Annotated in this window: 21 protein-coding genes and 2 pseudogenes; 7 read left to right on the top strand and 16 right to left on the bottom strand. The window is 62.4% G+C overall.

Annotation, left to right across the window (positions count from 1 at the left end):
- Window positions 1–73: 73 nt before the first annotated feature.
- From AC0L7P_RS08395 to AC0L7P_RS08385, 3 genes are all read left to right on the top strand, one after another.
- Complete coding sequence (locus tag AC0L7P_RS08395; protein WP_473435288.1) at window positions 74–1,267, top strand: aldose 1-epimerase family protein; 1,194 nt, start codon at window positions 74–76, stop codon at window positions 1,265–1,267.
- A gap of 33 nt (window positions 1,268–1,300) precedes the next feature.
- Window positions 1,301–1,612 carry a MocE family 2Fe-2S type ferredoxin gene (locus tag AC0L7P_RS08390; RefSeq protein WP_473435287.1) on the top strand — a complete coding sequence of 104 codons (312 nt, stop codon included), beginning with the start codon at window positions 1,301–1,303 and terminating at the stop codon, window positions 1,610–1,612.
- Window positions 1,613–1,790: 178 nt separating this feature from the next.
- Window positions 1,791–2,555 carry a lytic murein transglycosylase gene (locus AC0L7P_RS08385; RefSeq protein WP_473435423.1) on the top strand — a complete coding sequence of 255 codons (765 nt, stop codon included), beginning with the start codon at window positions 1,791–1,793 and terminating at the stop codon, window positions 2,553–2,555.
- Between the two features lie 86 nt (window positions 2,556–2,641).
- Here AC0L7P_RS08385 and AC0L7P_RS08380 read toward each other — a convergent pair whose 3' ends face one another.
- The 3 genes from AC0L7P_RS08380 to AC0L7P_RS08370 form a co-directional block, all read right to left on the bottom strand.
- Window positions 2,642–4,198 carry a trimethylamine methyltransferase family protein gene (locus tag AC0L7P_RS08380; RefSeq protein ID WP_473435422.1) on the bottom strand — a complete coding sequence of 519 codons (1,557 nt, stop codon included), beginning with the start codon at window positions 4,196–4,198 and terminating at the stop codon, window positions 2,642–2,644.
- Window positions 4,199–4,277: 79 nt separating this feature from the next.
- Complete coding sequence (locus tag AC0L7P_RS08375) at window positions 4,278–4,982, bottom strand: HAD family hydrolase (RefSeq protein WP_473435286.1); 705 nt, start codon at window positions 4,980–4,982, stop codon at window positions 4,278–4,280.
- On the bottom strand, window positions 4,979–5,257 hold the full coding sequence (locus AC0L7P_RS08370) for a DUF3572 domain-containing protein (protein ID WP_473435285.1): 279 nt from the start codon (window positions 5,255–5,257) through the stop codon (window positions 4,979–4,981). The genes AC0L7P_RS08375 and AC0L7P_RS08370 overlap by 4 nt, the downstream gene beginning before the upstream one ends.
- A gap of 94 nt (window positions 5,258–5,351) precedes the next feature.
- Here AC0L7P_RS08370 and AC0L7P_RS08365 point away from each other — a divergent pair, with 94 nt between their 5' ends.
- Window positions 5,352–6,812 (top strand): diguanylate cyclase, encoded by a 1,461-nt coding sequence (locus AC0L7P_RS08365; RefSeq protein ID WP_473435284.1) that lies wholly within the window; start codon window positions 5,352–5,354, stop codon window positions 6,810–6,812.
- On the opposite strand, the gene AC0L7P_RS08360 is transcribed toward AC0L7P_RS08365, so the two are convergent.
- The 4 genes from AC0L7P_RS08360 to AC0L7P_RS08345 form a co-directional block, all read right to left on the bottom strand.
- On the bottom strand, window positions 6,749–7,261 hold the full coding sequence (locus tag AC0L7P_RS08360) for a periplasmic heavy metal sensor (RefSeq protein ID WP_473435283.1): 513 nt from the start codon (window positions 7,259–7,261) through the stop codon (window positions 6,749–6,751). The genes AC0L7P_RS08365 and AC0L7P_RS08360 overlap by 64 nt on opposite strands.
- Window positions 7,262–7,264: 3 nt before the next feature.
- Window positions 7,265–7,621 (bottom strand): hypothetical protein, encoded by a 357-nt coding sequence (locus tag AC0L7P_RS08355; RefSeq protein WP_473435282.1) that lies wholly within the window; start codon window positions 7,619–7,621, stop codon window positions 7,265–7,267.
- On the bottom strand, window positions 7,614–8,180 hold the full coding sequence (locus AC0L7P_RS08350; RefSeq protein WP_473435281.1) for an RNA polymerase sigma factor: 567 nt from the start codon (window positions 8,178–8,180) through the stop codon (window positions 7,614–7,616). Before AC0L7P_RS08350 ends, AC0L7P_RS08355 begins: the two co-directional genes overlap by 8 nt.
- Window positions 8,181–8,269: 89 nt before the next feature.
- Complete coding sequence (locus AC0L7P_RS08345; protein WP_473435280.1) at window positions 8,270–8,803, bottom strand: EF-hand domain-containing protein; 534 nt, start codon at window positions 8,801–8,803, stop codon at window positions 8,270–8,272.
- A 202-nt stretch (window positions 8,804–9,005) separates the two neighbouring features.
- Here AC0L7P_RS08345 and AC0L7P_RS08340 point away from each other — a divergent pair, with 202 nt between their 5' ends.
- Together AC0L7P_RS08340 and AC0L7P_RS08335 are read left to right on the top strand one after the other, a co-directional pair.
- Window positions 9,006–9,413 (top strand): DUF983 domain-containing protein, encoded by a 408-nt coding sequence (locus AC0L7P_RS08340; protein ID WP_473435279.1) that lies wholly within the window; start codon window positions 9,006–9,008, stop codon window positions 9,411–9,413.
- A 31-nt stretch (window positions 9,414–9,444) separates the two neighbouring features.
- Window positions 9,445–10,132, top strand: a pseudogene (locus tag AC0L7P_RS08335) (NUDIX hydrolase).
- Here AC0L7P_RS08335 and AC0L7P_RS08330 read toward each other — a convergent pair.
- Together AC0L7P_RS08330 and AC0L7P_RS08325 are read right to left on the bottom strand one after the other, a co-directional pair.
- On the bottom strand, window positions 10,127–11,029 hold the full coding sequence (locus AC0L7P_RS08330; protein WP_473435278.1) for a DMT family transporter: 903 nt from the start codon (window positions 11,027–11,029) through the stop codon (window positions 10,127–10,129). The pseudogene AC0L7P_RS08335 and the gene AC0L7P_RS08330 overlap by 6 nt on opposite strands.
- A 134-nt stretch (window positions 11,030–11,163) precedes the next feature.
- Complete coding sequence (locus AC0L7P_RS08325) at window positions 11,164–12,057, bottom strand: fatty acid desaturase (protein WP_473435277.1); 894 nt, start codon at window positions 12,055–12,057, stop codon at window positions 11,164–11,166.
- Window positions 12,058–12,163: 106 nt separating this feature from the next.
- Between AC0L7P_RS08325 and AC0L7P_RS08320 the strand changes: the two are divergent.
- Window positions 12,164–12,325: pseudogene (locus tag AC0L7P_RS08320) on the top strand (helix-turn-helix domain-containing protein); the annotation flags it as partial.
- Between the two features lie 108 nt (window positions 12,326–12,433).
- Here the strand turns inward: AC0L7P_RS08320 and AC0L7P_RS08315 are convergent.
- From AC0L7P_RS08315 to AC0L7P_RS08285, 7 genes are all read right to left on the bottom strand, one after another.
- A complete protein-coding gene (locus tag AC0L7P_RS08315) occupies window positions 12,434–12,766 on the bottom strand; it encodes a hypothetical protein (protein WP_473435276.1) in 333 nt (110 codons plus the stop codon).
- Between the two features lie 246 nt (window positions 12,767–13,012).
- On the bottom strand, window positions 13,013–14,524 hold the full coding sequence (locus tag AC0L7P_RS08310) for a sulfatase family protein (protein ID WP_473435275.1): 1,512 nt from the start codon (window positions 14,522–14,524) through the stop codon (window positions 13,013–13,015).
- Between the two features lie 13 nt (window positions 14,525–14,537).
- Window positions 14,538–15,626 carry an ABC transporter ATP-binding protein gene (locus tag AC0L7P_RS08305; protein WP_473435274.1) on the bottom strand — a complete coding sequence of 363 codons (1,089 nt, stop codon included), beginning with the start codon at window positions 15,624–15,626 and terminating at the stop codon, window positions 14,538–14,540.
- Between the two features lie 10 nt (window positions 15,627–15,636).
- Window positions 15,637–16,461, bottom strand: coding sequence for a carbohydrate ABC transporter permease (locus AC0L7P_RS08300; protein WP_473435273.1), 825 nt, complete (start codon window positions 16,459–16,461; stop codon window positions 15,637–15,639).
- A gap of 4 nt (window positions 16,462–16,465) precedes the next feature.
- Window positions 16,466–17,356 (bottom strand): carbohydrate ABC transporter permease, encoded by an 891-nt coding sequence (locus tag AC0L7P_RS08295; RefSeq protein ID WP_473435272.1) that lies wholly within the window; start codon window positions 17,354–17,356, stop codon window positions 16,466–16,468.
- A 67-nt stretch (window positions 17,357–17,423) separates the two neighbouring features.
- Window positions 17,424–17,900, bottom strand: coding sequence for an extracellular solute-binding protein (locus tag AC0L7P_RS08290; RefSeq protein WP_473435421.1), 477 nt, complete (start codon window positions 17,898–17,900; stop codon window positions 17,424–17,426).
- Window positions 17,860–18,696 carry an extracellular solute-binding protein gene (locus tag AC0L7P_RS08285; protein ID WP_473435271.1) on the bottom strand — a complete coding sequence of 279 codons (837 nt, stop codon included), beginning with the start codon at window positions 18,694–18,696 and terminating at the stop codon, window positions 17,860–17,862. Before AC0L7P_RS08285 ends, AC0L7P_RS08290 begins: the two co-directional genes overlap by 41 nt.
- Window positions 18,697–18,701: the final 5 nt, after the last annotated feature.

Raw genomic sequence — 18,701 nt, 5'->3', positions numbered from 1 at the left:
ACTATCCTGGCGGCTTCGGGCAGCATTGACAGAACACCCCGGCATCCCATTGCCCACAAAACGAGGTCCGCCAGTGCCAGTGCTTTTTGGAAAAACAACAACCCGCCGCGAGATTGCCGCGTTAACCGGCGATCTCCGCGCCTTTGGCGGGGTCCGGCTTATGACGCTGGGCGACGGGGTTGAACGGGGGCAACGGATGCTGGAATTCCGCACCGGGTCGGGGCTGCGGTTTACGGTGATGGTCGACCGGGCCATGGACATTGCCGAGGTCGAACACAAGGGCCGCGCCATCGGCTGGCAAAGCCCCACCGGCTATCCTGCTGGCGGAGCGATCACCCCCGAGGGCGAAGACGGGCTTGGCCTCATGCGGGGGTTTTCCGGTTTTCTGGTGACCTGCGGGCTCGATCACATTCTGGGTGATGAAACGGTCGATGCCCTCAGCTATGATTACCCCCGCCGCGCGCGGGTGCGCCACGGGCTGCACGGGCGCATCTCGCTGCAACCCGCGCGACTGAACGGATATGGCGAAACATGGGAGGGTGACCGCTGTATTCTCTGGGCAGAGGGTGAAGTCCGGCAGGCGGCGAATTTCGCCGAAAACCTGCGCCTGATCCGCCGGATCGAGGCCGATCTGGGCGGTGACGAAATTCGCATCACCGATCGCGTGGTGAATGCCGGCTTTGCTGTCACCCCGCATATGTTCTTTTACCACGTGAACCTTGGCCATCCGGTGCTGGAGGATGGCGCACGGCTGATTGCCCCGATTGCCGATGTCCTTTGGGCCAGCCACGCCGCGCGATACGAGGCCCAGGGTGTCGGATATGACCGCGCCTGCGCGCCCCGCGCCCCGTTCAGCGAACAGGTGTGGGAACACGACATGGCCGCCGATGCCGACGGCGCCGTCGCTGTGGCGCTGGTCAATGACCGGATCGCGCTGGGGCTTCAGATCACCACCCGCAAGGCCGAATTCCCCTGTTGTTATCAATGGCAGAATTTCCACGCCGGGGCCTATGCATTGGGCATCGAACCCTCGACCCACCACGTGACCGGCAACACCGCCGCCCGCGAACGGGGCGAAATGATCTGGCTCGACCCGCAGGAGGAACGGCCCTATCACGCCAGTTTCCGCGTGCTGGATGGCGCCGGAGACATTACAGCGGCCGAGGCGCAGATCACCCGCACCGCAACGCAGCCCGCCGCCCCCTTTCCCCCGCCCTCGGGCCGGTTCCCGCCCCTTACCGGCAAGGGCCGCCGAAAGACGGCCTGATCGGCACCAGACCCCAATCCAAAGGAGAAAAAAATGGCCGAGTGGACAGAAGTTGGAAATTTCGACGACATTGACGAGGAAGACGTGATCCGCTTTGATCATGGCGCGCGAACCTTTGCCGTCTACCGCGATCTTGAGGGCGGCGTCTGGGCAACCGACGGGCTGTGCAGCCACGAACAGGTCCATCTGGCCGACGGCCTGGTGATGGACGAAACCATCGAATGCCCAATGCACAACGGTCGTTTCAATTACCGCACCGGCGCGGCCCTGAGGGCTCCGGCTTGCGTTGATCTTCACACCTATCCCGCCCGCGTCCGTGACGGAAAAATCGAAATCCAAATCTGACATGTCCTGCCGGTTCGCCTGCCGCAGGGCGGGGTGTGATCGGCCACCCGCCCGGCAAGGCGCCAAACTGCGCTCTGGTAAAAATCCGTGATCGGCCTAAACTTGCGGCGTCACTCGTATTTACCGGAGCACGTTTATGTTCAGAACGATTTCAAAGGCCGCCACACTGGCCGCAGGTATGGCCCTTGGTGCAGGTGCCGTGCAGGCCGCGCAATGTGGCAACAATGCAGGCGGGTTTGAACCCTGGAAAGCGGCCTTTGCCGCCGAGGCCCGCGCCCAGGGTGTGGGCCAGCGCGGGCTTCAGGCCTTGTCGGCCGCGCGCTATGCCACCAAGACAATTCACGCCGACCGCAATCAAAAAAGCTTTAAATACAGCCTTGAAAAATTCATGCAGGTGCGCGGCGCCAACACCATCATCGCTCAGGGGCGCAAGCGCAAGGCGCGCAACGCCAACCTGTTCAACGCCCTTGAACAGCGGTTCGGCGTCCCGGCCGGTGTTCTTTTGGCGATTCACGGAATGGAAACCGGTTTCGGCGGATTCATGGGCGACAGCAACGTGGTTTCCGCAATCACCACCCTGGCCTATGATTGCCGCCGCTCGGGGTTTTTCACCCCCCACGCCCTGGCGGCGCTGAAACTGGTGGATAACGGCTCCATGTCCGCCAATGCCATCGGCGCGCGCCACGGTGAACTGGGCCATACCCAGTTTCTGCCCGGCAATGCCCTGCGCTACGGTGTGGATGGCGATGGCAACGGTCGCGTCGATCTGACGAACGTGGTCGATGCCATGGCCTCAACCGCGAATTACCTGCGTCAGAAAGGCTGGCAACCCGGCGGCGGTTATCAGCAAGGCCAGACAAACTTTCGGGTCATTCAAGAGTGGAACGCGGCAGGCGTCTATCAAAAGGCAATCGCGATCATGGCGGCAAAGATCGACGGCTGAACCGGGCGCCAGCGGCCCCGCGTCCGGCGCAGCCGGGCGTGGGGTGATCATGTGGCGCCGGAAGGCGCCTCAATTTGGTCAAACCACTAGAAATCGGTCGGCGCGCCCCCCTCGGCTTTGCGCCGCGCCACGAAATCGGCCAGCTCGTCACGGATCGCTTCATCCATGGGGGGCGGTTCAAAACGCTCGATGATCCGTTTGTAAATATCGTTGGCCCGCTCGTGGGTCCAGACGCCGCCTGACATCTCCCAGGCTTCATAATTGCGCCAATCCGACAGAAACGGCTGATAAAACGCAGTGGTATAGCGATTCTGGGTGTGTTGCAGGCCAAAGAAATGCCCCTCGCCCCCCACATCGGCAATCGCGTCAACGGCGATGTCGTCGGGGGTTGTCGCCGTCAGCATCGGATCGAAATACCGCTGAAACTGCTGCAACATCTCGCAATCCATCACGAATTTTTCGGGGCTGGCAATCAGCCCCCCTTCCAGCCACCCCGCCGCGTGATACACCATATGGGTGCCCGATTGCACCGCCGCCCACAGGCTGTTTGATGTCTCCCACGTCGCCTGCGCGTCGGGCACGTTGGCCGCGCAAACCCCGGATGAACGCAGGGGAAGGCCGTAAAACCGCGCCATCTGCCCGGTCATCTGCGTGGCGCGGATATATTCCGGGGTGCCAAAGGCGGGCGCGCCCGATTTCATATCCACATTGCTGGTGAAGGTGCCAAAGGCACAGGGCGCACCCGGGCGGATATATTGCGCAAGCGCGATGGCGCACAGCCCTTCGGCAAGCGATTGCGCCACCGCCCCCGACAGGGTGACAGGCGCCATGGCCCCCGCCAGCGTGAATGGCGTCACCACCGTCGCCTGCCCCCGCCGCACACACCGCATATAGCCATCGAGCATGGGAAAATCATGCTTCAGGGGCGACGTGGAATTTATGTTGGTAAACATATGCGGGCGCGCCTCGAACTCTGCCTGGCTCAGCCCACCCGCGATGCGCACCATTTCCATCACATCCTCGACCCTCTCACGCCCAAGGGAATAGGCATGGGCCACCTTGTCGGTCAGGGTCAGCGTGTCGAACAGCACATCAAGGTGGCGGATGCTGGGGTGAATATCCACCGGTTCCACCGGATAACCGCCAATAAAATGGATGCAGTTGAAATATTGCGACAAACGCAGCAGATCGGCACAGGTCTGCCGGGTGCCGGGCCGTTTGCCCCCGTCCATATCCCAGAAACCGGGGGGCGACGACACGTTTCCAAACAGCATCTGCCGCCCGCCGATGGTAATCTGGCGATCCGGGTTGCGCGGTGTGATGGTGAATTGCGATGGTGCATGGCGCAGCATGTCCATAACGAAATCGCGGCCCATCCGCACATTGGTGCCACTGATCGTACAGCCCGCCTCGCGCAGGATCTCCACCGCCTCTTCGTTCAGGAATTCGATGCCGATCTCTTCCAGAATCCGCATGGCCCCATCGTGAATCGCCACAACCCCTTCGGGGCGCAGGGGGTCGACCGGGCGGTCGGTGTTGATCGGCGGCGCCCATGGCATCTGTTCAATAACAGAGGGGCCGCGCCGGTCGCTGTGGCCGGCGCGCCCGCCCGCGCGGCGTCTTTTCGGGGTTTGATCGCTCATCGCCAACTCCTCGGTTGGTTCAGTGAACGACAGCCCGGCAACCGCTGCGGTGCCAGTCACGACAGATTGCGTCGTTTTCCTACCCCCGGGCGTCGATCCAGGCCGGCAGTTCACCGATGTCGGTCAGCACGACATCGGCAAGACTGGTTAACGTGGCCAGGTCGCTGGCACAGCGGCTCACCCCGACACAGATCATGCCCGCCGCCCGCCCCGCGACCATATCATGGGCGCTGTCGCCCACCATGGCCACCGCGCCCGGGGGCAGGTGCACTGCCTCGGCAAAGGCCAACAGCGGGCCGGGCTGCGGCTTGCCGCCAAAGCCGCTATCGGCGCCTGAAACGAAATCGAACAACCCCAGAACCCCGGCCGCCGCCAGATGCGCCCGGGCCGGGGCCAGATAATCATTGGTCGCCACCCCCAACCTCAGCCCCCGGTCCCGCAACCCCGACAAAAGCGGCGCCAGCGAGACGATGGACACCTGCGGCACCTCGCCGGCAACCTTGTTGATATGGGTCAACAGCCGGGGGTGATCCCAATCATCAAGATGCGGCAACAGACAATCCGCGATCATTTCAGGGGTGTCGGCAATAACCGGGCTGTGGGGAAAGAACCGCCCTGTTTCAATGTGATAGCCGATAGACTCGGCCAGAGCTTCGGTCAAACCCTCCTGGCCTGCGGTCAGGTCGTGCAGAAACCGGCGGCACCATTCGCCCCACGTGGCATCGAAATCGAACAAGGTTCCGTCCTTGTCGAACAACACGCCCGCAATCGCGCCCACGTTCATGTCCAATGCACCTCTGCCCCGCCCGGCAGGGCCTGTCGCGCACGCAGGGGCGTTTCATAATCAAGGCCCGCATCGTCACAAAACCGCACGACCCAGGCATCGTCCATGGTCAGGAAATCCAGAACCGAGGCAAGGAAACCGGCGTTTGACACGCCGTTGCGCAGATCATCGACCCCGGCGCCGGTGGCCCCCATGAACACCCCCAAAAGATCATCCTGCCCGGCCAGCCAGCCAAGGGCCTGCACGGCAATGGTTTCGGCGGTTTCCTGCTGCATCGCGAATTCCTTAATCCTTTCGAAAGGGTTTCTTAATCATTCTCAGGGAAAGATGTCCAAGACCAGTACAATTCAACCCAAATTGCGGGGAAACATGCCAGGCAGGATTCTCATTGCCGACGATGTGGCAACCAACCGCATCGTTCTCAAGGTCAAACTGGCCGCCGCGCAATACCGGGTCAGCCAGTGTGACACCGCCGTCCGTGCCCGGGCCATGGCGCGGGCCGATGAAACCGACCTGATTATCCTGCCCCCGTCCCTGCCTGACATGGATGGGGCGGCCCTGTGCCGGTTGCTGAAATCCGATCCGGCCACCGCCGCCCTGCCCCTGTTGATGCTGATCGATGAAAATCAGAGCGCGCGCCGTCTGGCCGCGCTGTCGGCTGGCGCGGACGAGGTGCTGTCGATGCCGCTCAGCGAAACGCGCCTGCTGGCCCGGGTGCGCAGCCTGTTGCGCGCCTATGACACCGACCGTGAATTGCACCGCCGCCATCTGACGGCCCACGAAATGGGCTTTGCGGAACCGGCGCCAGTGCTGCATCGGCCCGGCCGCGTGGCGTTGATCGGCGCCACCCCCGAACAGGGGCTGAGCTGGAAAACCGGCTTGCGCGGGCTGACGCCTCATTCGCTCGTGCTGATGAACGGTCGCGAAGCGTTGCAGCTTTCGCACGCCCCGGACAGCCCCGATCTGTTTGTGCTGGCGGCCTGTCGCTCGGGTCATGACGACGGGGTGCGCCTGTTGTCAGAGTTGCGCAGCCGCCCGGCCACCCGGCACGCGGCGATCCTGATGGTTCATCCTGACGATGGCGATGACAGTAAGGCGAACGCCCTTGATATCGGTGCCAATGCCCTGCTGGAAGATGGGTTCGATCCCGCCGAACTGGCCCTGCGGATTGATCGCCACATCCGTCGCAAACGCGACACCGACAGCCTGCGTAATACGGTTGAATCCGGGTTGCGCATGGCCACCATCGACCCGCTGACAGGGCTGTTCAACCGCCGTTATGGCGACCACCACCTTGCCGGGCTGACCGAACAGGCCCAACACAATCAACGCAGCTTTGCCGTTCTGATGATTGATATCGACCGGTTCAAGGTGGTGAACGATACCCATGGCCATGCCACGGGCGATCTGGTGCTCAGGGCCGTGGCGCGCGCGATGCAGGACAATCTGCGCGCGGTCGATCTGATCGTGCGTCATGGGGGCGAAGAATTTGTCGTGGCCCTGCCTGATACCGTGCTGCCCGCCGCGCGCCACGCCGCCGAGCGTCTGTGCCGTCGGATTGCCGCGCTGCCCATTCCCCTTCCGGGTGGCGGGGTGCTGACGGTCACGATCAGTATTGGCCTGGCCATGGGGGGCGCCGATTCCGGGTTGGCCAGCACCCTTTTGGCCCAGGCCGATCAGGCAATGTACGAGGCCAAGGAAGCGGGGCGCAATCAGGTTCGGGTCGCCTCAACGGCGGCCCTGATGAATGTGCCCGCGCGCCCGGCTCAGGGTTTGGGCGGTGTTTTGCGCGGCCCCCTGCGCAGTGACCGGTCAAGCCGGTCGGCATAGGCCGCGCGTTCCTCCGCACTCATCTGTGACAGGCGGCTGATCAACACCTCTTCACCCAGTTTCTGGCGTTCGAACAGCGCCTCGCGCTGCTCGGCCAGCAGGGTGCGCAATGCTTCGGCGTCAAAATCACTGGCCCGCAAGACCGCCAGAACGGCCTCGAACCGGGCGCGCAGCCGGTCGCGATTGGCGCGAAACAACTTGCTGCGCCCGCCCATGGATTTCACAAGCTGGTCGCGGTCACTGCGCGTCAGCGCCATGATGAACGGCGCATTGCCGATGTCGCGCAACGCCTGATCCGGGCCGTCGCGCCGCGAACCGTCCCCGTGGGACCGGCCACCAGACACCATCGCGCCGATCACCGCCCCGGCAATCAGCACGTTCACCGCCAGCGACGCCACCAACAGGATGCGCCCGCCACGCCCCAAACCTTTGCCCGTCACCTGCATCATCGCCTATCCTTCATTGCCCAAGGCCTGAAACCCCGGCATCAAATCACCCAGATCGTATGCCGCGACCGTATCAGTGCCCGCCACGATGCCAAACTCTGACAAGGCCACCGGTTGCGCCACCCCGATCCAGACGCCCAGAACGGCCACGGTTGCCAGCCCCGCCATGGATGGCCAACCGCCCAGCATGGCCCCGAACGCGGCCAGCCAGTTGCGGTTTTCTGTCACCGGCACCGCAGGGTGCGCCGCTTGCGCATCCGCCATGATCCGCGCGAACAGATCATCCGGCAGCGGCGCCGCCCCGGCCCGGGCCTCGGCGAACAGCGCGTCAACGGCGCGGTCATCGGTCATTTGCTTAACCATATCCCAGCTCCTCGCGGCGGGGGGCCAGGTCGGCCGCCAGCGCCCGTTTGCCCCGGGCGGTCAGACTTTCGACCGCCTCGGTGCTGATGTCCATCACATCGGCGATTTCGGGGTTCGCCAACCCTTCGATGTGGCGCAGGACCACCGCCTGACGTTGCCGGTCAGGCAAACGGGCCAGCGCCGCCGTCAATGCCGCCTGCCGCTGCGCGGTTTCAAGGTCCGCCAATGCGCCGGGCCGCTCGTCCGCTGGTTCGCCCGCATCATCCAGCGCGACCGAGCGGCCGGTTTTACGCAGCCGGTCAAGACACAGGTTCGACGCAACACGAAACAGCCATGTCGAAACCTGCGCATCGCCCTGCTGCCAGTCCGGTGCCATTTTCCACAGCCGCAGCATCGCCTCCTGGGTGACATCCTCGGCATCGGCCCGGTCGCCCTTGAGCATCCGGGTGGCAAAGCCCAGAACCCGTGGCCCCAGACGCGCCGTCAGCGACCGCGCCGCCGACAGGTCGCCATTGCCAAAGGCCACCAAAAGGGCGGCGTCAGGATCATTCCGGGGCATCTGCATCGTCAAAAGGGGCTAACCTGCTTTGGCGGTTCGGGCAATCTCTGGTTCAGGGTGCCGGAGGGTTCCCCGGCACCCCCGCTGCATCAATCGTGGTGACGTTTACCGCCGTCGTGCTTGCGCTTGCCGCCACGTTTGTGGGGGCCCTGCTCGGCCATCTTTTTCAGCGCCGCGTTGTATTCCGCCTCGGACACCGCGCCGTCGCCGTCGGTGTCGGCCCGCTGCAACATCCGGCCGCCCATATCGCCACGGGCACCCGGCCCTTTGCCGCGCTTGTGCATTTCCTCCTGGCTCAGCGCGCCGTCACCATCTGCATCCAGCATGTTGATCATCCGCGTGGCCATCTTTTCGGCCCGCTTGGCGGCGCGCGCTTCGCCTTGCGCTTGCAGTTCGGCAGCGGACAGGGTGCCGTTGCCATCGGTATCGACAGCCGCAAAGCGGGCATCGGCCAGTGCCGTCAGATCGGCGCGGTTGATGCTGCCGTTGCCGTCTGCGTCAAGCTCGGCAAAGCTGGGCGGTGCCGGACGGTCGCCCTTGGCCGACGCCGTTGTCGCGGTGAATGCCGATGCACCAATGGCCAAAGCGGCCAAACCACCGATAAATTTTGCCTTGGGGATCATGGGTATCTCCTTTTTGATCGCACCCGAGGGCTGCGCCTGTGCTGCCCTTCTGACCCGGCAAACGGCCCGGTTCGGGTTTTCCGTCGCAGGGCAGATGATTTTTTTGCGACATCGCGACGCAACGACACGTCAACGCCTTTAAGATAACGTGATCATGCGTATATTTGCGCCACAGTTCAGCACCCCACCGAAAGGCGCACCGATGTATGATCAGGCCCATCAGGCGGCCCCGCTCAGTCATGAACCGATGGGCGACCAAGCGCGCCCGCTGCGCCCCGCCCTGCTGCGGGGCTGGCGGCGCCATTGCCCCGGCTGCGGGGCCGGGCCGATGCTCAAGGGGTATCTCAAGGTGCGCGATCACTGCCCCGTGTGTTCGGAATCCCTGCATCATCACCGGGCCGACGACGGGCCGGCCTATCTCACCATCCTGCTGGTGGGCCATATCATGGCACCGTTGATGATCGTCAGCTTCACCATGTTCCGCCCCGAACCGATGATTCTGGCCACCGCATTTACGGTGGGCTGTGTGGCGCTTTCGCTTTATCTTCTGCCCCGACTCAAGGGCGCGATGATCGCGTTCCAATGGGCGCGGCGGATGCACGGATTCTGACCACGCCCTTTCGCGGAAAGGGCCATTGGCCATGACACTGGACAAAACCGCCCTGCGCGATGCCGCCACGCTTATTCTGATACGCGATGCCGCCGGGCCAACGCCCCGGGTTCTGATGGGGCAACGGGGCGCCAAGGCGGCGTTCATGCCCAGTAAATTCGTCTTTCCCGGTGGTGCGGTCGATGCCACGGATGCGGCCATTCCCATGGCCCGGCCCCTGAACGGGTTGTGCCGTGCCCGTCTGGCCCAGGGGGCAGGCCGGGCAGAACCGGCAACCATTGTCGCCGCCGCCATCCGCGAATTATGGGAGGAAACCGGCCTGATTCTGGGGCGCCCGCATCGCTGGCCCGGCACCCCGCCGGAAAACTGGCGCGACTTTGCCGAGACCGGCCATCTGCCCGCCCCCGGTGGGCTGCGGTTCGTGTTTCGCGCGATCACCCCCGGGGCGGCCCCGCCGGTTTGATGCGCGGTTCTTTGTTGCCGATGCGGCGCGGGTTGTCGGCGATCTTGACGATTTCTCGCGCGCCTCGGATGAGCTTTCACATCTGCAATGGATTGCGCTGGACGAGGCGCGCCATCTGGACCTGCCCTTCATCACCGAGGTCGTGCTGGCCGAAGCGGCGGCGCGCCTGCCGTCGCTTGATGCCCCGCCCTCGGTGCCGTTCTTTCAGAACAGTGATGAAGAAAGCCTGTTTCGCCGGTTGGGCCGGGGATCATAACGCCAGAACAAGCACCAGAATCGACAGGCCAAGCAGGGCCATGCCCGCCCCTTCGCGAAACGACAGGCGTTCGCGAAACACCAGCACCGAAGCGGCCAGCGAAAACAGCAGTTCCACCTGCCCCAGCGCATTCACATAGGCGGCGTTTTGCAAGGTGAAGGCCGTGAACCAGCAGAACGACCCGACCATCGACGCCAGCCCGACCAGCCCGGCAATGCGCCACGCGCCCACCACTTTGCGCATCTGCCCCCCTTCGCGCAGGGACAGCCACAGGGCCATCGCCACCGTCTGACAGGCCGTCACTATGGCCAGCGTGAACCCGGCGCGCAAGATCACATCGCCACTGTCCAGCGCCAGCGACGCGCCGCGATACCCAACAGCCGAGAACGCAAAGAACACCCCCGACAACAGCCCCAGCCCCGCCGCCCGGTTGAACAAGCGCCGCCGCCACGGGCCGTTACCCCCGGGCGGGTCAGACAGCAACAGCACCCCAAGAAACCCGATGGCAATGGCCAGCGCGCCCCGGGGCGACACGCCCTCGTCCAGAACGAGGGTTGAAACGATGGCCGTCTGCACCACCTCGGTTTTCTTGAACGTGATGCCGACTGCGAAATTCCGGAGCGAAAACAGCGCGACAACGCACATGGTGGCCAGAATTTGCGCCGCGCCGCCCACCATGGCAAAGGCCCAGAACCGCGCAGAGGTGCCGGGCAACACCTGCCCGCTGGCCGCCGCATAGGCAAGGATCAGCACCGCCACGAGGGGGGCCGAAAACAGGAACCGCGCGAAAGTGGCACCGCCGGTGGACAGGCCGACCGTTTTCAACTGTTTTTGCGCCATGAACCGCAGGGTCTGGGCAAAGGCGGCGGTCAGGGTGATCGGTATCCAGGGGTCCATTGCGCCTTGTGGCACGGGGCCGCGCGCCCCGCTACTGCACTTCTCGCAATATCCGAAAAATGTGCAATCACCCAACGCGTTGAAATCTTGGGTTTCAGGCAGTGTTGGGTGAGTCAGGTTTTTGCGAAAGTGCCTTACGGAGCGGGTGGATAAAGCGGGTGCGCCACCGGATCTTTGCGCCGCCACAGATACCGCGCCGCCACATCGCCGTAGGAGCGATAGACATAGGCATCGTTGCAGGCCTGATACCGCTGCTTTCTGGCCCCGTAACGGGCAGGCAGATGATACCATGCCAGATTGGGGTGCATGTGGTGAACCATATGCAGGTTGTTGTTCAGGAACAGAAACGCCAGCGGCCCGCGGTCTTCGACAATCGCGGTGCGCGCCCGCGAAAGGCTGTGGGCGCGGTGCTCCAGAAAGGTGCGCAGTTTCAACAGCGCCATCCCCCCATAGATCGACAGCCCATAAGCCCACCAGGGCATCGCGCCCCAGCGCCCCAGAACCATGACAACCAGCAGCACCGCCGGAATGTGCCACAGCCACGCCCGCACCACCCTTTGGTCACCGCCCCGCGCCGCCGCCAGATCGGCACGGATGAACGCCACCATCCCCAAAGCCGGCCCAAGGGTCAGCCGCCCGGCCATGGTGTTGTTCACCGCCAAAACCCGCTGCCCCCAGCCGGGCAGGCGCGCCCAGACCGCCGGATCAAGGTAATTGCTTTCCGGGTCGTCATAGGGATCGGTCAACCGCGCATCGTGATGGTGCGCCAGATGGGTATCGCGGAACCGCCCATAAGGCACCAGCAGATCAAGCGCCGGAAATACCAGCGCCGCATTCAACCATGTGTTTCCCGTCGGATGACCGTGAATCGCCTCGTGCCGCAACGACGAATGCAGGGTGATCGACAGCGCCACCAACACCACAGCCAGACTGGGCGACCATGCCGCCACCGATGTAACCCCGAACCCCCATGCCCCATAGCAGAGGATCAATGTAAAAATCGTCGGCCACTCAATGCGTCGCGCCACCCGGCACCTCCTTTTATTATGCTGGCGCAGGCTAGATCAGTTGCGCGGTGCCGGGCAGGTGAAGCTTGGTTAACAAAATACCGCAATCCGTGATATAAATCACCACATGATAGGAATTTACGACAAACGTGACCGTGCCGCCCGGTTCCGCGACCGCCTGACACAGGCCATGGCAACCCGCAGCTTCAGCCAATCGGCATTGGCCCGGCGCACCGGGGTGGATCGTTCGACCATCTCACAGCTTTTGGCGAAGGGCGATCCGCGCCTGCCCAATGCCCAGCTTTTGGCGGAATGCGCGGCGGCGCTGGGGGTGTCGGCGGATTGGCTGTTGGGGCTTTCGGATCATCCCGAAACCGCCGCCGATCTTCTGGCCGCCTCAAGTGCCGTGACCGAGGCCGGGCGCGCCCCCATTGATGAACAGATCTTTGAATGGCACGTTGCGGCAGCGGGCTATAAGATCCGCCATGTGCCTGCCGCCCTGCCCGACATGCTGAAAACCGAAGGATTGATGGCCTGGGAATATGCCCCCCACCTTGGCCGCAGCACCGATCAGGCGATCAGCGCCAGCCGAAACAGGTTGAACTGGATGCGCGCGGCGGGGTCGGATTATGAAATTGCCATGCCCCTGCACGAACTGGCGGCGATGGCCCGGGGCGAAGGGTATTACCAAGACCTGCCCCCGGCCCTGCGACGTGAACAGATCGCCCATTTCGCCGATCTTCACACTCAGCTTTATCCCCGCCTGCGCGTCACCCTGTTTGACGCGCGGCAGGTGTTTTCAGCGCCCCTGACGGTGTTCGGGGCGCAACTGGCCGTGGTGTATCTGGGCCAGCAATATCTGGTGTACCGCGATGGCGCCCGGGTGAGCCGAGCTTTCGCACCATTTCGACAGGTTGGTGCGCGCGGCCCATGTGCAGGACCACGCCTTTCCCGATCATCTGGCCACCCTCGCGGTTTAATGTTCGGGGACATCCCCGATTTCGGCCATCTTGGCGTCCAGTTTTGCCAACAGCGCGGCCCTGACATGTGCATACGCCGGGTCATCGGCCAGGCTGAACAATTCAAGGGGGTCTTTTTCACAATCGAACAGCTCCCACTCGCGATCCTGGCCGCCCTGATTGGTGCCGGGCAGATCATAGCCTTCGTTGTACCAATAGATCAGTTTATAGCGCTGATCGCGGATGCCATAATGGGAATAGGCGTTGTGATCGGGGTCGCGGTGCATCCAATAGCGGTGATAGGCCGTCTGGGGCCAATCCTTGGGCGTCGCGCCCTCAAACAGCCCGCGCACGGATTTCCCTTGCATGTAATTGGGCGTGGTCAGCCCGGCGTAATCCAGAAACGTCGGGGCGAAATCGACGTTGCAAAACAGATCGTCGTTCACGCTGCCCGGCGCAATGGCATCGGGATAGCGCACAAGGAACGGCATCTGAAACGATTCCTCATACATGAACCGTTTGTCGAACCAGCCATGTTCGCCAAGGAAAAACCCCTGATCCGAGGTATAGATCACGATGGTATTATCGGCCTGCCCGGTTTCCTCCAACCAGTCGAGCAAGCGCCCGACGCTTTCATCCACGGACTGGATCGTGCGCAGATAACGCTTGAGATACCGTTGATATTTGAAGTGGGCCAATTCATCCTGGGATGCAAAGGTAAACACCTCGCCGCTGTCACGGTCGATCAGGCGCAGGTCTGACACGTCTTCCGGGTGGGGAATGCGGCGATGGGTTTCGCCCCGCTTTGTGCGCTCGCCCACTTCGCTGCCGCCTTCGGGCTGCACCAGCCCCAGGTCGATATATTTCATGTCGTTGCGAATGCGCATCTTTGCCTCGGCGGCGGCGCGGGCGCGGTTTTTATAATCGTCGTCAAAACTTTCGGGCACTGCAATATCATCGGTATAAAGCCCGCGATTCTTGGGGTGCGGTTCCCATTCCCGGTGCGGCGCCTTGTGGTGACACATGAGGAAAAACGGCTTGTCCCGGTCGGTGCCGTTCAGCCACTCAAGGCTTTTGTCGGTGATGACATCGGTGCAATATCCGGGCGCCTCGATTTCCTGCCCCATCTCGATCATGAAGGGATCGAAATATTCGCCCTGCCCCGGCAGCACCGACCAGAAATCAAACCCGGTGGGTTCATGGGCGCGCCCCTCGCCCAGATGCCATTTGCCGATCAGCGCCGTCTGATACCCGCCGCTGCGCAGGTGCTTGGCCACGTTGGGCAGGCGGTTGTCGATATGGGTGTCCAGCGTGGTAACGGAATTGACGTGGTTATAGGTGCCGGTCAAAATCGCCGCGCGGCTGGGGGTGCAGATCGAATTGGTGACATAGCAATGGTTGGCCCGCATGCCGCCCTGCGCGATCCGGTCAAGGTTGGGGGTGTGGTTGATGCCCGCGCCATAGCAACTGATCGCCTTGGCGGCGTGATCGTCGGCCATAATGAACAGGATATTGGGTTTTTTTGCCATCTGTCTGGTCCTGTCAGTGGGCGGCGCGGGGCAGTGCCGCACCGGTTTCGGGGTCAAAAGCATGCAGGCGGGCCGGATCGAACCGGATGCGCACCTTTGCCCCCGCCTGCGGAAAATCAGTGCCGCCAACACGGGCCAACAGGGGTTGGCCCTGCACGACAAGGTTCAGCAGGGCATCGGCGCCAAGCAGTTCATCCAGCTTTACAGTGCCGTCAAACACCCATGGGTCATCCGGGGCGTCGGGGGGCAGCACCTCGATATGTTCCGGGCGCAGGCCAAGATTGGCGGCCCCGGCCCCCGGCGCAAACCCGGCGGGTGCGGGCAGGGTCAGGTTGGTGTCGGTGATCTGCCATGTGTCCCCCACCCGTGTGGCGGGCATGAAATTCATCGCGGGGCTGCCGATGAACCCGGCAACAAATTCGGTGGCGGGGTTGTCATACACCTCGCGCGGGGTGCCGATTTGCGCGACCACGCCGCCGTTCAGAATGACGATCCGGTCGGCCAATGTCATCGCCTCGACCTGATCGTGGGTCACATAGATGCTGGTCACGCCGATCCTGTCGTGCAGTTCCTGCAATTCCATCCGCATTTTCACCCGCAGCTTGGCGTCAAGATTCGACAGGGGTTCGTCGAACAAAAACACCTCGGGCGTGCGCACGATGGCGCGGCCGATGGCCACACGCTGACGCTGACCACCGGACAGGGCGGCCGGTTTGCGGTGCAGATAATCGGTGAGGCCCAGCATATCGGCCACGTCGTTCACCCGCTTGTCGATCTCGGCCTTGGGCAGGCGCGCCAGTTTCAGCGCCATCGCCATATTGTCGAACACCGATTTATGCGGATACAGCGCATAGTTCTGAAACACCATCGCCACCCCGCGATCCTTTGGGTCGATGTCGTTCACCCGCTTGCCGCCGATCAAAAGATCGCCGGTGGTGATCCCCTCCAACCCTGCGATCATCCGCAGGGTGGTGGATTTGCCACAGCCCGACGGCCCCAGCAGCACCAGAAATTCACCGTCGGCAATTTCAAGGTCAAACTGCTGAACAGCCGTGACATTGCCATAGGATTTACCCAGTTGGTTGAGTGTTACGCTTGCCATATCGTGGCCCTCACTTGCCGGCGCCTGCGGTCAACCCGCCGACGATCTGTTTCTGAAAAATCGCGGTGATGATAAGCACCGGAATGATGGCCAGCACGGTTGCCGTGCTGATCGTTTCCCATGGGAACGCATATTCCCCGGGATAAAGCGAAATCCCCACCGGCGCCGTGCGCATGGCGTTCTGGGTCATCAACACCAGTGACAGCGGAAATTCGTTCCACGAAAAGATGAACACGATCAGACCAGTGGCGACAAAGCCGGGCCATGACAGGGGCAGAACGATGGTGAAAAAGATGCGCAGAAACCCCATGCCATCCATGCGCGCCGCCTCTTCTATCTCGACCGGGAGGGTGGCGAAATAGCTGGCCAGCATCCACACCGAAAACGGCAGGAACAACCCGGCATGGGCCAGGATCAGCCCGGTATAGGTGTTCAGCAGCCCAAGGTGCAGAAAGTTCTGAAACAGTGATGGCAACAGGGACACCGGCGGAAACATCGACACCGCCAGAATACCCACCATCAGCACCCCGGCGAATTTCAGCCCCAGACGCGACAGCGCATAGGCCGACAACCCGCCAAACATCAGCGTGATCACGGTACAGCCAACCCCGACGATGAAGCTGTTGAGGATATAGCGCAGCAATTCGGGCGATCCGGTGATGATCGCGCGGTAGTTTTCCAGCGTAAAGGGATCGGGCCAGTATTGCGGCGGCCAGGCATAGATTCCGGCGGTGTTCTTGAACGAGGTCAGGATCAGCCAGACGATGGGAAAGAACGAAATCACGACCGACAGGGCGACAAGGGCATAAAGCCCGAAACGGGGGCGTTTTTGCATGGGGTCAATCCTTGCTGCGCAGGGCGACGACATAGATCAGGCTCATCGCGAAAATCACGAGAAACTGAACCACGACAACGGCCGCGCCAAAGTTGAAATCAAGGAAATCAAAGATCACCTTATAGGCATAGAGTGACAGGCTTTCCGTGGCGTTTACCGGGCCACCATCGGTCAGGTTGAAGGGCAGTTCAAAGGTGCGCAGGGCATCCATCGACCGGATGATCAGCGCCACAAGGATCGGCCCCTTGAGCAGCGGCAGGGTGATCTGGGTGAATTCCTGCCACTTGCTCATCCCGTCCATGCGCCCTGCCTCGAACAGGTCACGGGGGATGGATTGCAGGCCCGCCAGAATGATCAACGCCATGAAACTGCTGGTTTTCCACACGGCCACCAACACCATTGATCCCATGGCCAGCCATTCATCACCAAGAAAATTGATCGGCCGCTCCGCCAGCCCGCTTTGCAGGGCAACGGCGTTGAACAGCCCGTAATCGGCGTTATACATCCAGCGCCAGATCAGCGTGTTCAGCGCCGTGGGCAATGCCCAGGGAAACAACACCGCAAGCCGCGCCAGCCCCTTGAATTTGAACGTTTCGTTCATCAACAGCGCCAACCCGATGCCAAGGCACAATTCCAGCGGGATCGACAGGGCGGTAAAGGTAAACGTCACCCCCAGCGCGTTCCAGAACCGGTCATCGCCCATCAAGGCGGCGTAATGTTTCAGCCCGACAAACTGATACGGCACAGAGCCGTCAATGCTCGATTGACCAAAGCTCAGAACCACCGATTGGATGATGGGGTAAATCAGGATCAGCGCAATGATCAGGATGGTCGGCGTGACGAATCCGATCCCGGTCAGCGCCGTGCGCTTTTCAAGTGTGATGGCGCGTGACATGCCCACCTCCGATGTTCAGGGAAACGAAATCCGCCCGGCGTCAGGCGCCGGGCGGGCGACCTTGGCGTTACTGCCCCAGGATCGATTTCAGCTCGGCAGCGGCATCGTTCATCGCCTCTTCTGCCGTCTTTTTCTGGTGCAGGGCGTTGGTGATTTCGGTCTGCATCACCTCGGACACCCGGGGGTAAAGATTGCCCGTGTCCGCCGAGGGGCGCACAACGCCAACGGCAAAATCGGCACCGAAATCACGGATCAACGCGGCATCGGCCATCTTTGGGTCATCATAAACATCGGTACGCCCCGGCGCGCGGTTTTCATCCAGCGCCGCTTTCAACTGATTGTCGTAGGATGTGAAATGCGCCACCAGTTTGGCCGCCTCTTCCTTATGCTCGGAATTGGCATTCACCGCCAGCAACCAGCCGCCCAAGGCGGTGGAATGGGCATCCTCGTGGCCCGCGAAATACGGGTTGCGGGTGAAATCGAACTTGCCTTTCACCGGGCTGTCATCGGCGGACAGGGGCGCATAGACGAAATCCTGCACCATCAGGAACACGGCGCGCCCCTGCTGAAACAACGTGCGCGCATCGTCGGGGCGCATGTTCAGGATCGAGATCCGGCGCAATGTGATCTTTGTGCAGCATGTCCACCATGGTCTGGGTTGCCGCAATCGCCTCGGGCGAATTCACCGCGACATTGCCATCACCGTCAAAGAACGTCGCGCCATTGCCATAGGTAAAGGACAGCCAGTTCATGAACAGGCCTTCGATCTTGGCCCACATGGACACAAACCCGTAAAGCTGCGGATTGCCCTCGCCCTCCATCACGGTTTTGGAGGCGGCGATCACCTCTTCCCATGTCTTGGGCACCGCAATGCCGTATTTTTCCAACAGGTCGCTGCGGTAAAACAAGTGGGTGCCGTCCAGATACAAAGGCGCGGCATAAACCTTGCCATCCACCGTCGCCGCCGACAGGAACGACGGGTTATAGGCGGCCATCGTTTCATCATCGATCAGCCCGTTGAGCGGCGCAAGCCAGCCACGCTGGGCAAATTCCCCGGCCCAGATCACATCAATGGCAAAGACATCGGGTGTCGGGCTTTTCGCAGTCAGACCCGTGACATACAGCTTGCGGCTGTCGCCCGGCACATCCGATACCTTGTTCCATTCCACCGATACACCGGGGTTGGCGGCCTCGAAACTTTCGATATTCGGCTCGACCATGCCGCCATATCCGCGCGATCCGATGGACAGCACCATATCCTGTGCCGTCGCGGCAATGGGCGCTGCCACCGCCATGGTTGCGGCCACGGCAACCGCGCCAAGGGTAAATCTCTTCATCATCGTTC

The sequence above is a fragment of the Oceaniglobus sp. K40-3 genome, from assembly GCF_055808395.1.
The sequence above is the reverse complement of the archived record's forward strand: the minus strand, read 5'-3'. Positions and strand labels throughout refer to the sequence as shown.

Coding starts and splice junctions, on each gene's coding strand:
- AC0L7P_RS08380 (WP_473435422.1), bottom strand. CDS start 4,198: ATGAGCGATCAAACCCCGAAAAGACGCCGCGCGGGCGGGCGCGCCGGC.
- AC0L7P_RS08290 (WP_473435421.1), bottom strand. CDS start 17,900: ATGGTGCAGGATTTCGTCTATGCGCCCCTGTCCGCCGATGACAGCCCG.
- AC0L7P_RS08315 (WP_473435276.1), bottom strand. CDS start 12,766: ATGGGCGATCTGTTCACGTCGCAGGGCCGGGGGCAGGTCTTGGTAATA.
- AC0L7P_RS08385 (WP_473435423.1), top strand. CDS start 1,791: ATGGCCCTTGGTGCAGGTGCCGTGCAGGCCGCGCAATGTGGCAACAAT.
- AC0L7P_RS08370 (WP_473435285.1), bottom strand. CDS start 5,257: ATGCAGCAGGAAACCGCCGAAACCATTGCCGTGCAGGCCCTTGGCTGG.
- AC0L7P_RS08390 (WP_473435287.1), top strand. CDS start 1,301: ATGGCCGAGTGGACAGAAGTTGGAAATTTCGACGACATTGACGAGGAA.
- AC0L7P_RS08340 (WP_473435279.1), top strand. CDS start 9,006: ATGTATGATCAGGCCCATCAGGCGGCCCCGCTCAGTCATGAACCGATG.
- AC0L7P_RS08305 (WP_473435274.1), bottom strand. CDS start 15,626: ATGGCAAGCGTAACACTCAACCAACTGGGTAAATCCTATGGCAATGTC.
- AC0L7P_RS08350 (WP_473435281.1), bottom strand. CDS start 8,180: ATGCCCCGGAATGATCCTGACGCCGCCCTTTTGGTGGCCTTTGGCAAT.
- AC0L7P_RS08360 (WP_473435283.1), bottom strand. CDS start 7,261: ATGATGCAGGTGACGGGCAAAGGTTTGGGGCGTGGCGGGCGCATCCTG.
- AC0L7P_RS08310 (WP_473435275.1), bottom strand. CDS start 14,524: ATGGCAAAAAAACCCAATATCCTGTTCATTATGGCCGACGATCACGCC.
- AC0L7P_RS08295 (WP_473435272.1), bottom strand. CDS start 17,356: ATGTCACGCGCCATCACACTTGAAAAGCGCACGGCGCTGACCGGGATC.
- AC0L7P_RS08300 (WP_473435273.1), bottom strand. CDS start 16,461: ATGCAAAAACGCCCCCGTTTCGGGCTTTATGCCCTTGTCGCCCTGTCG.
- AC0L7P_RS08330 (WP_473435278.1), bottom strand. CDS start 11,029: ATGGACCCCTGGATACCGATCACCCTGACCGCCGCCTTTGCCCAGACC.
- AC0L7P_RS08285 (WP_473435271.1), bottom strand. CDS start 18,696: ATGATGAAGAGATTTACCCTTGGCGCGGTTGCCGTGGCCGCAACCATG.
- AC0L7P_RS08345 (WP_473435280.1), bottom strand. CDS start 8,803: ATGATCCCCAAGGCAAAATTTATCGGTGGTTTGGCCGCTTTGGCCATT.
- AC0L7P_RS08375 (WP_473435286.1), bottom strand. CDS start 4,982: ATGAACGTGGGCGCGATTGCGGGCGTGTTGTTCGACAAGGACGGAACC.
- AC0L7P_RS08355 (WP_473435282.1), bottom strand. CDS start 7,621: ATGGTTAAGCAAATGACCGATGACCGCGCCGTTGACGCGCTGTTCGCC.
- AC0L7P_RS08365 (WP_473435284.1), top strand. CDS start 5,352: ATGCCAGGCAGGATTCTCATTGCCGACGATGTGGCAACCAACCGCATC.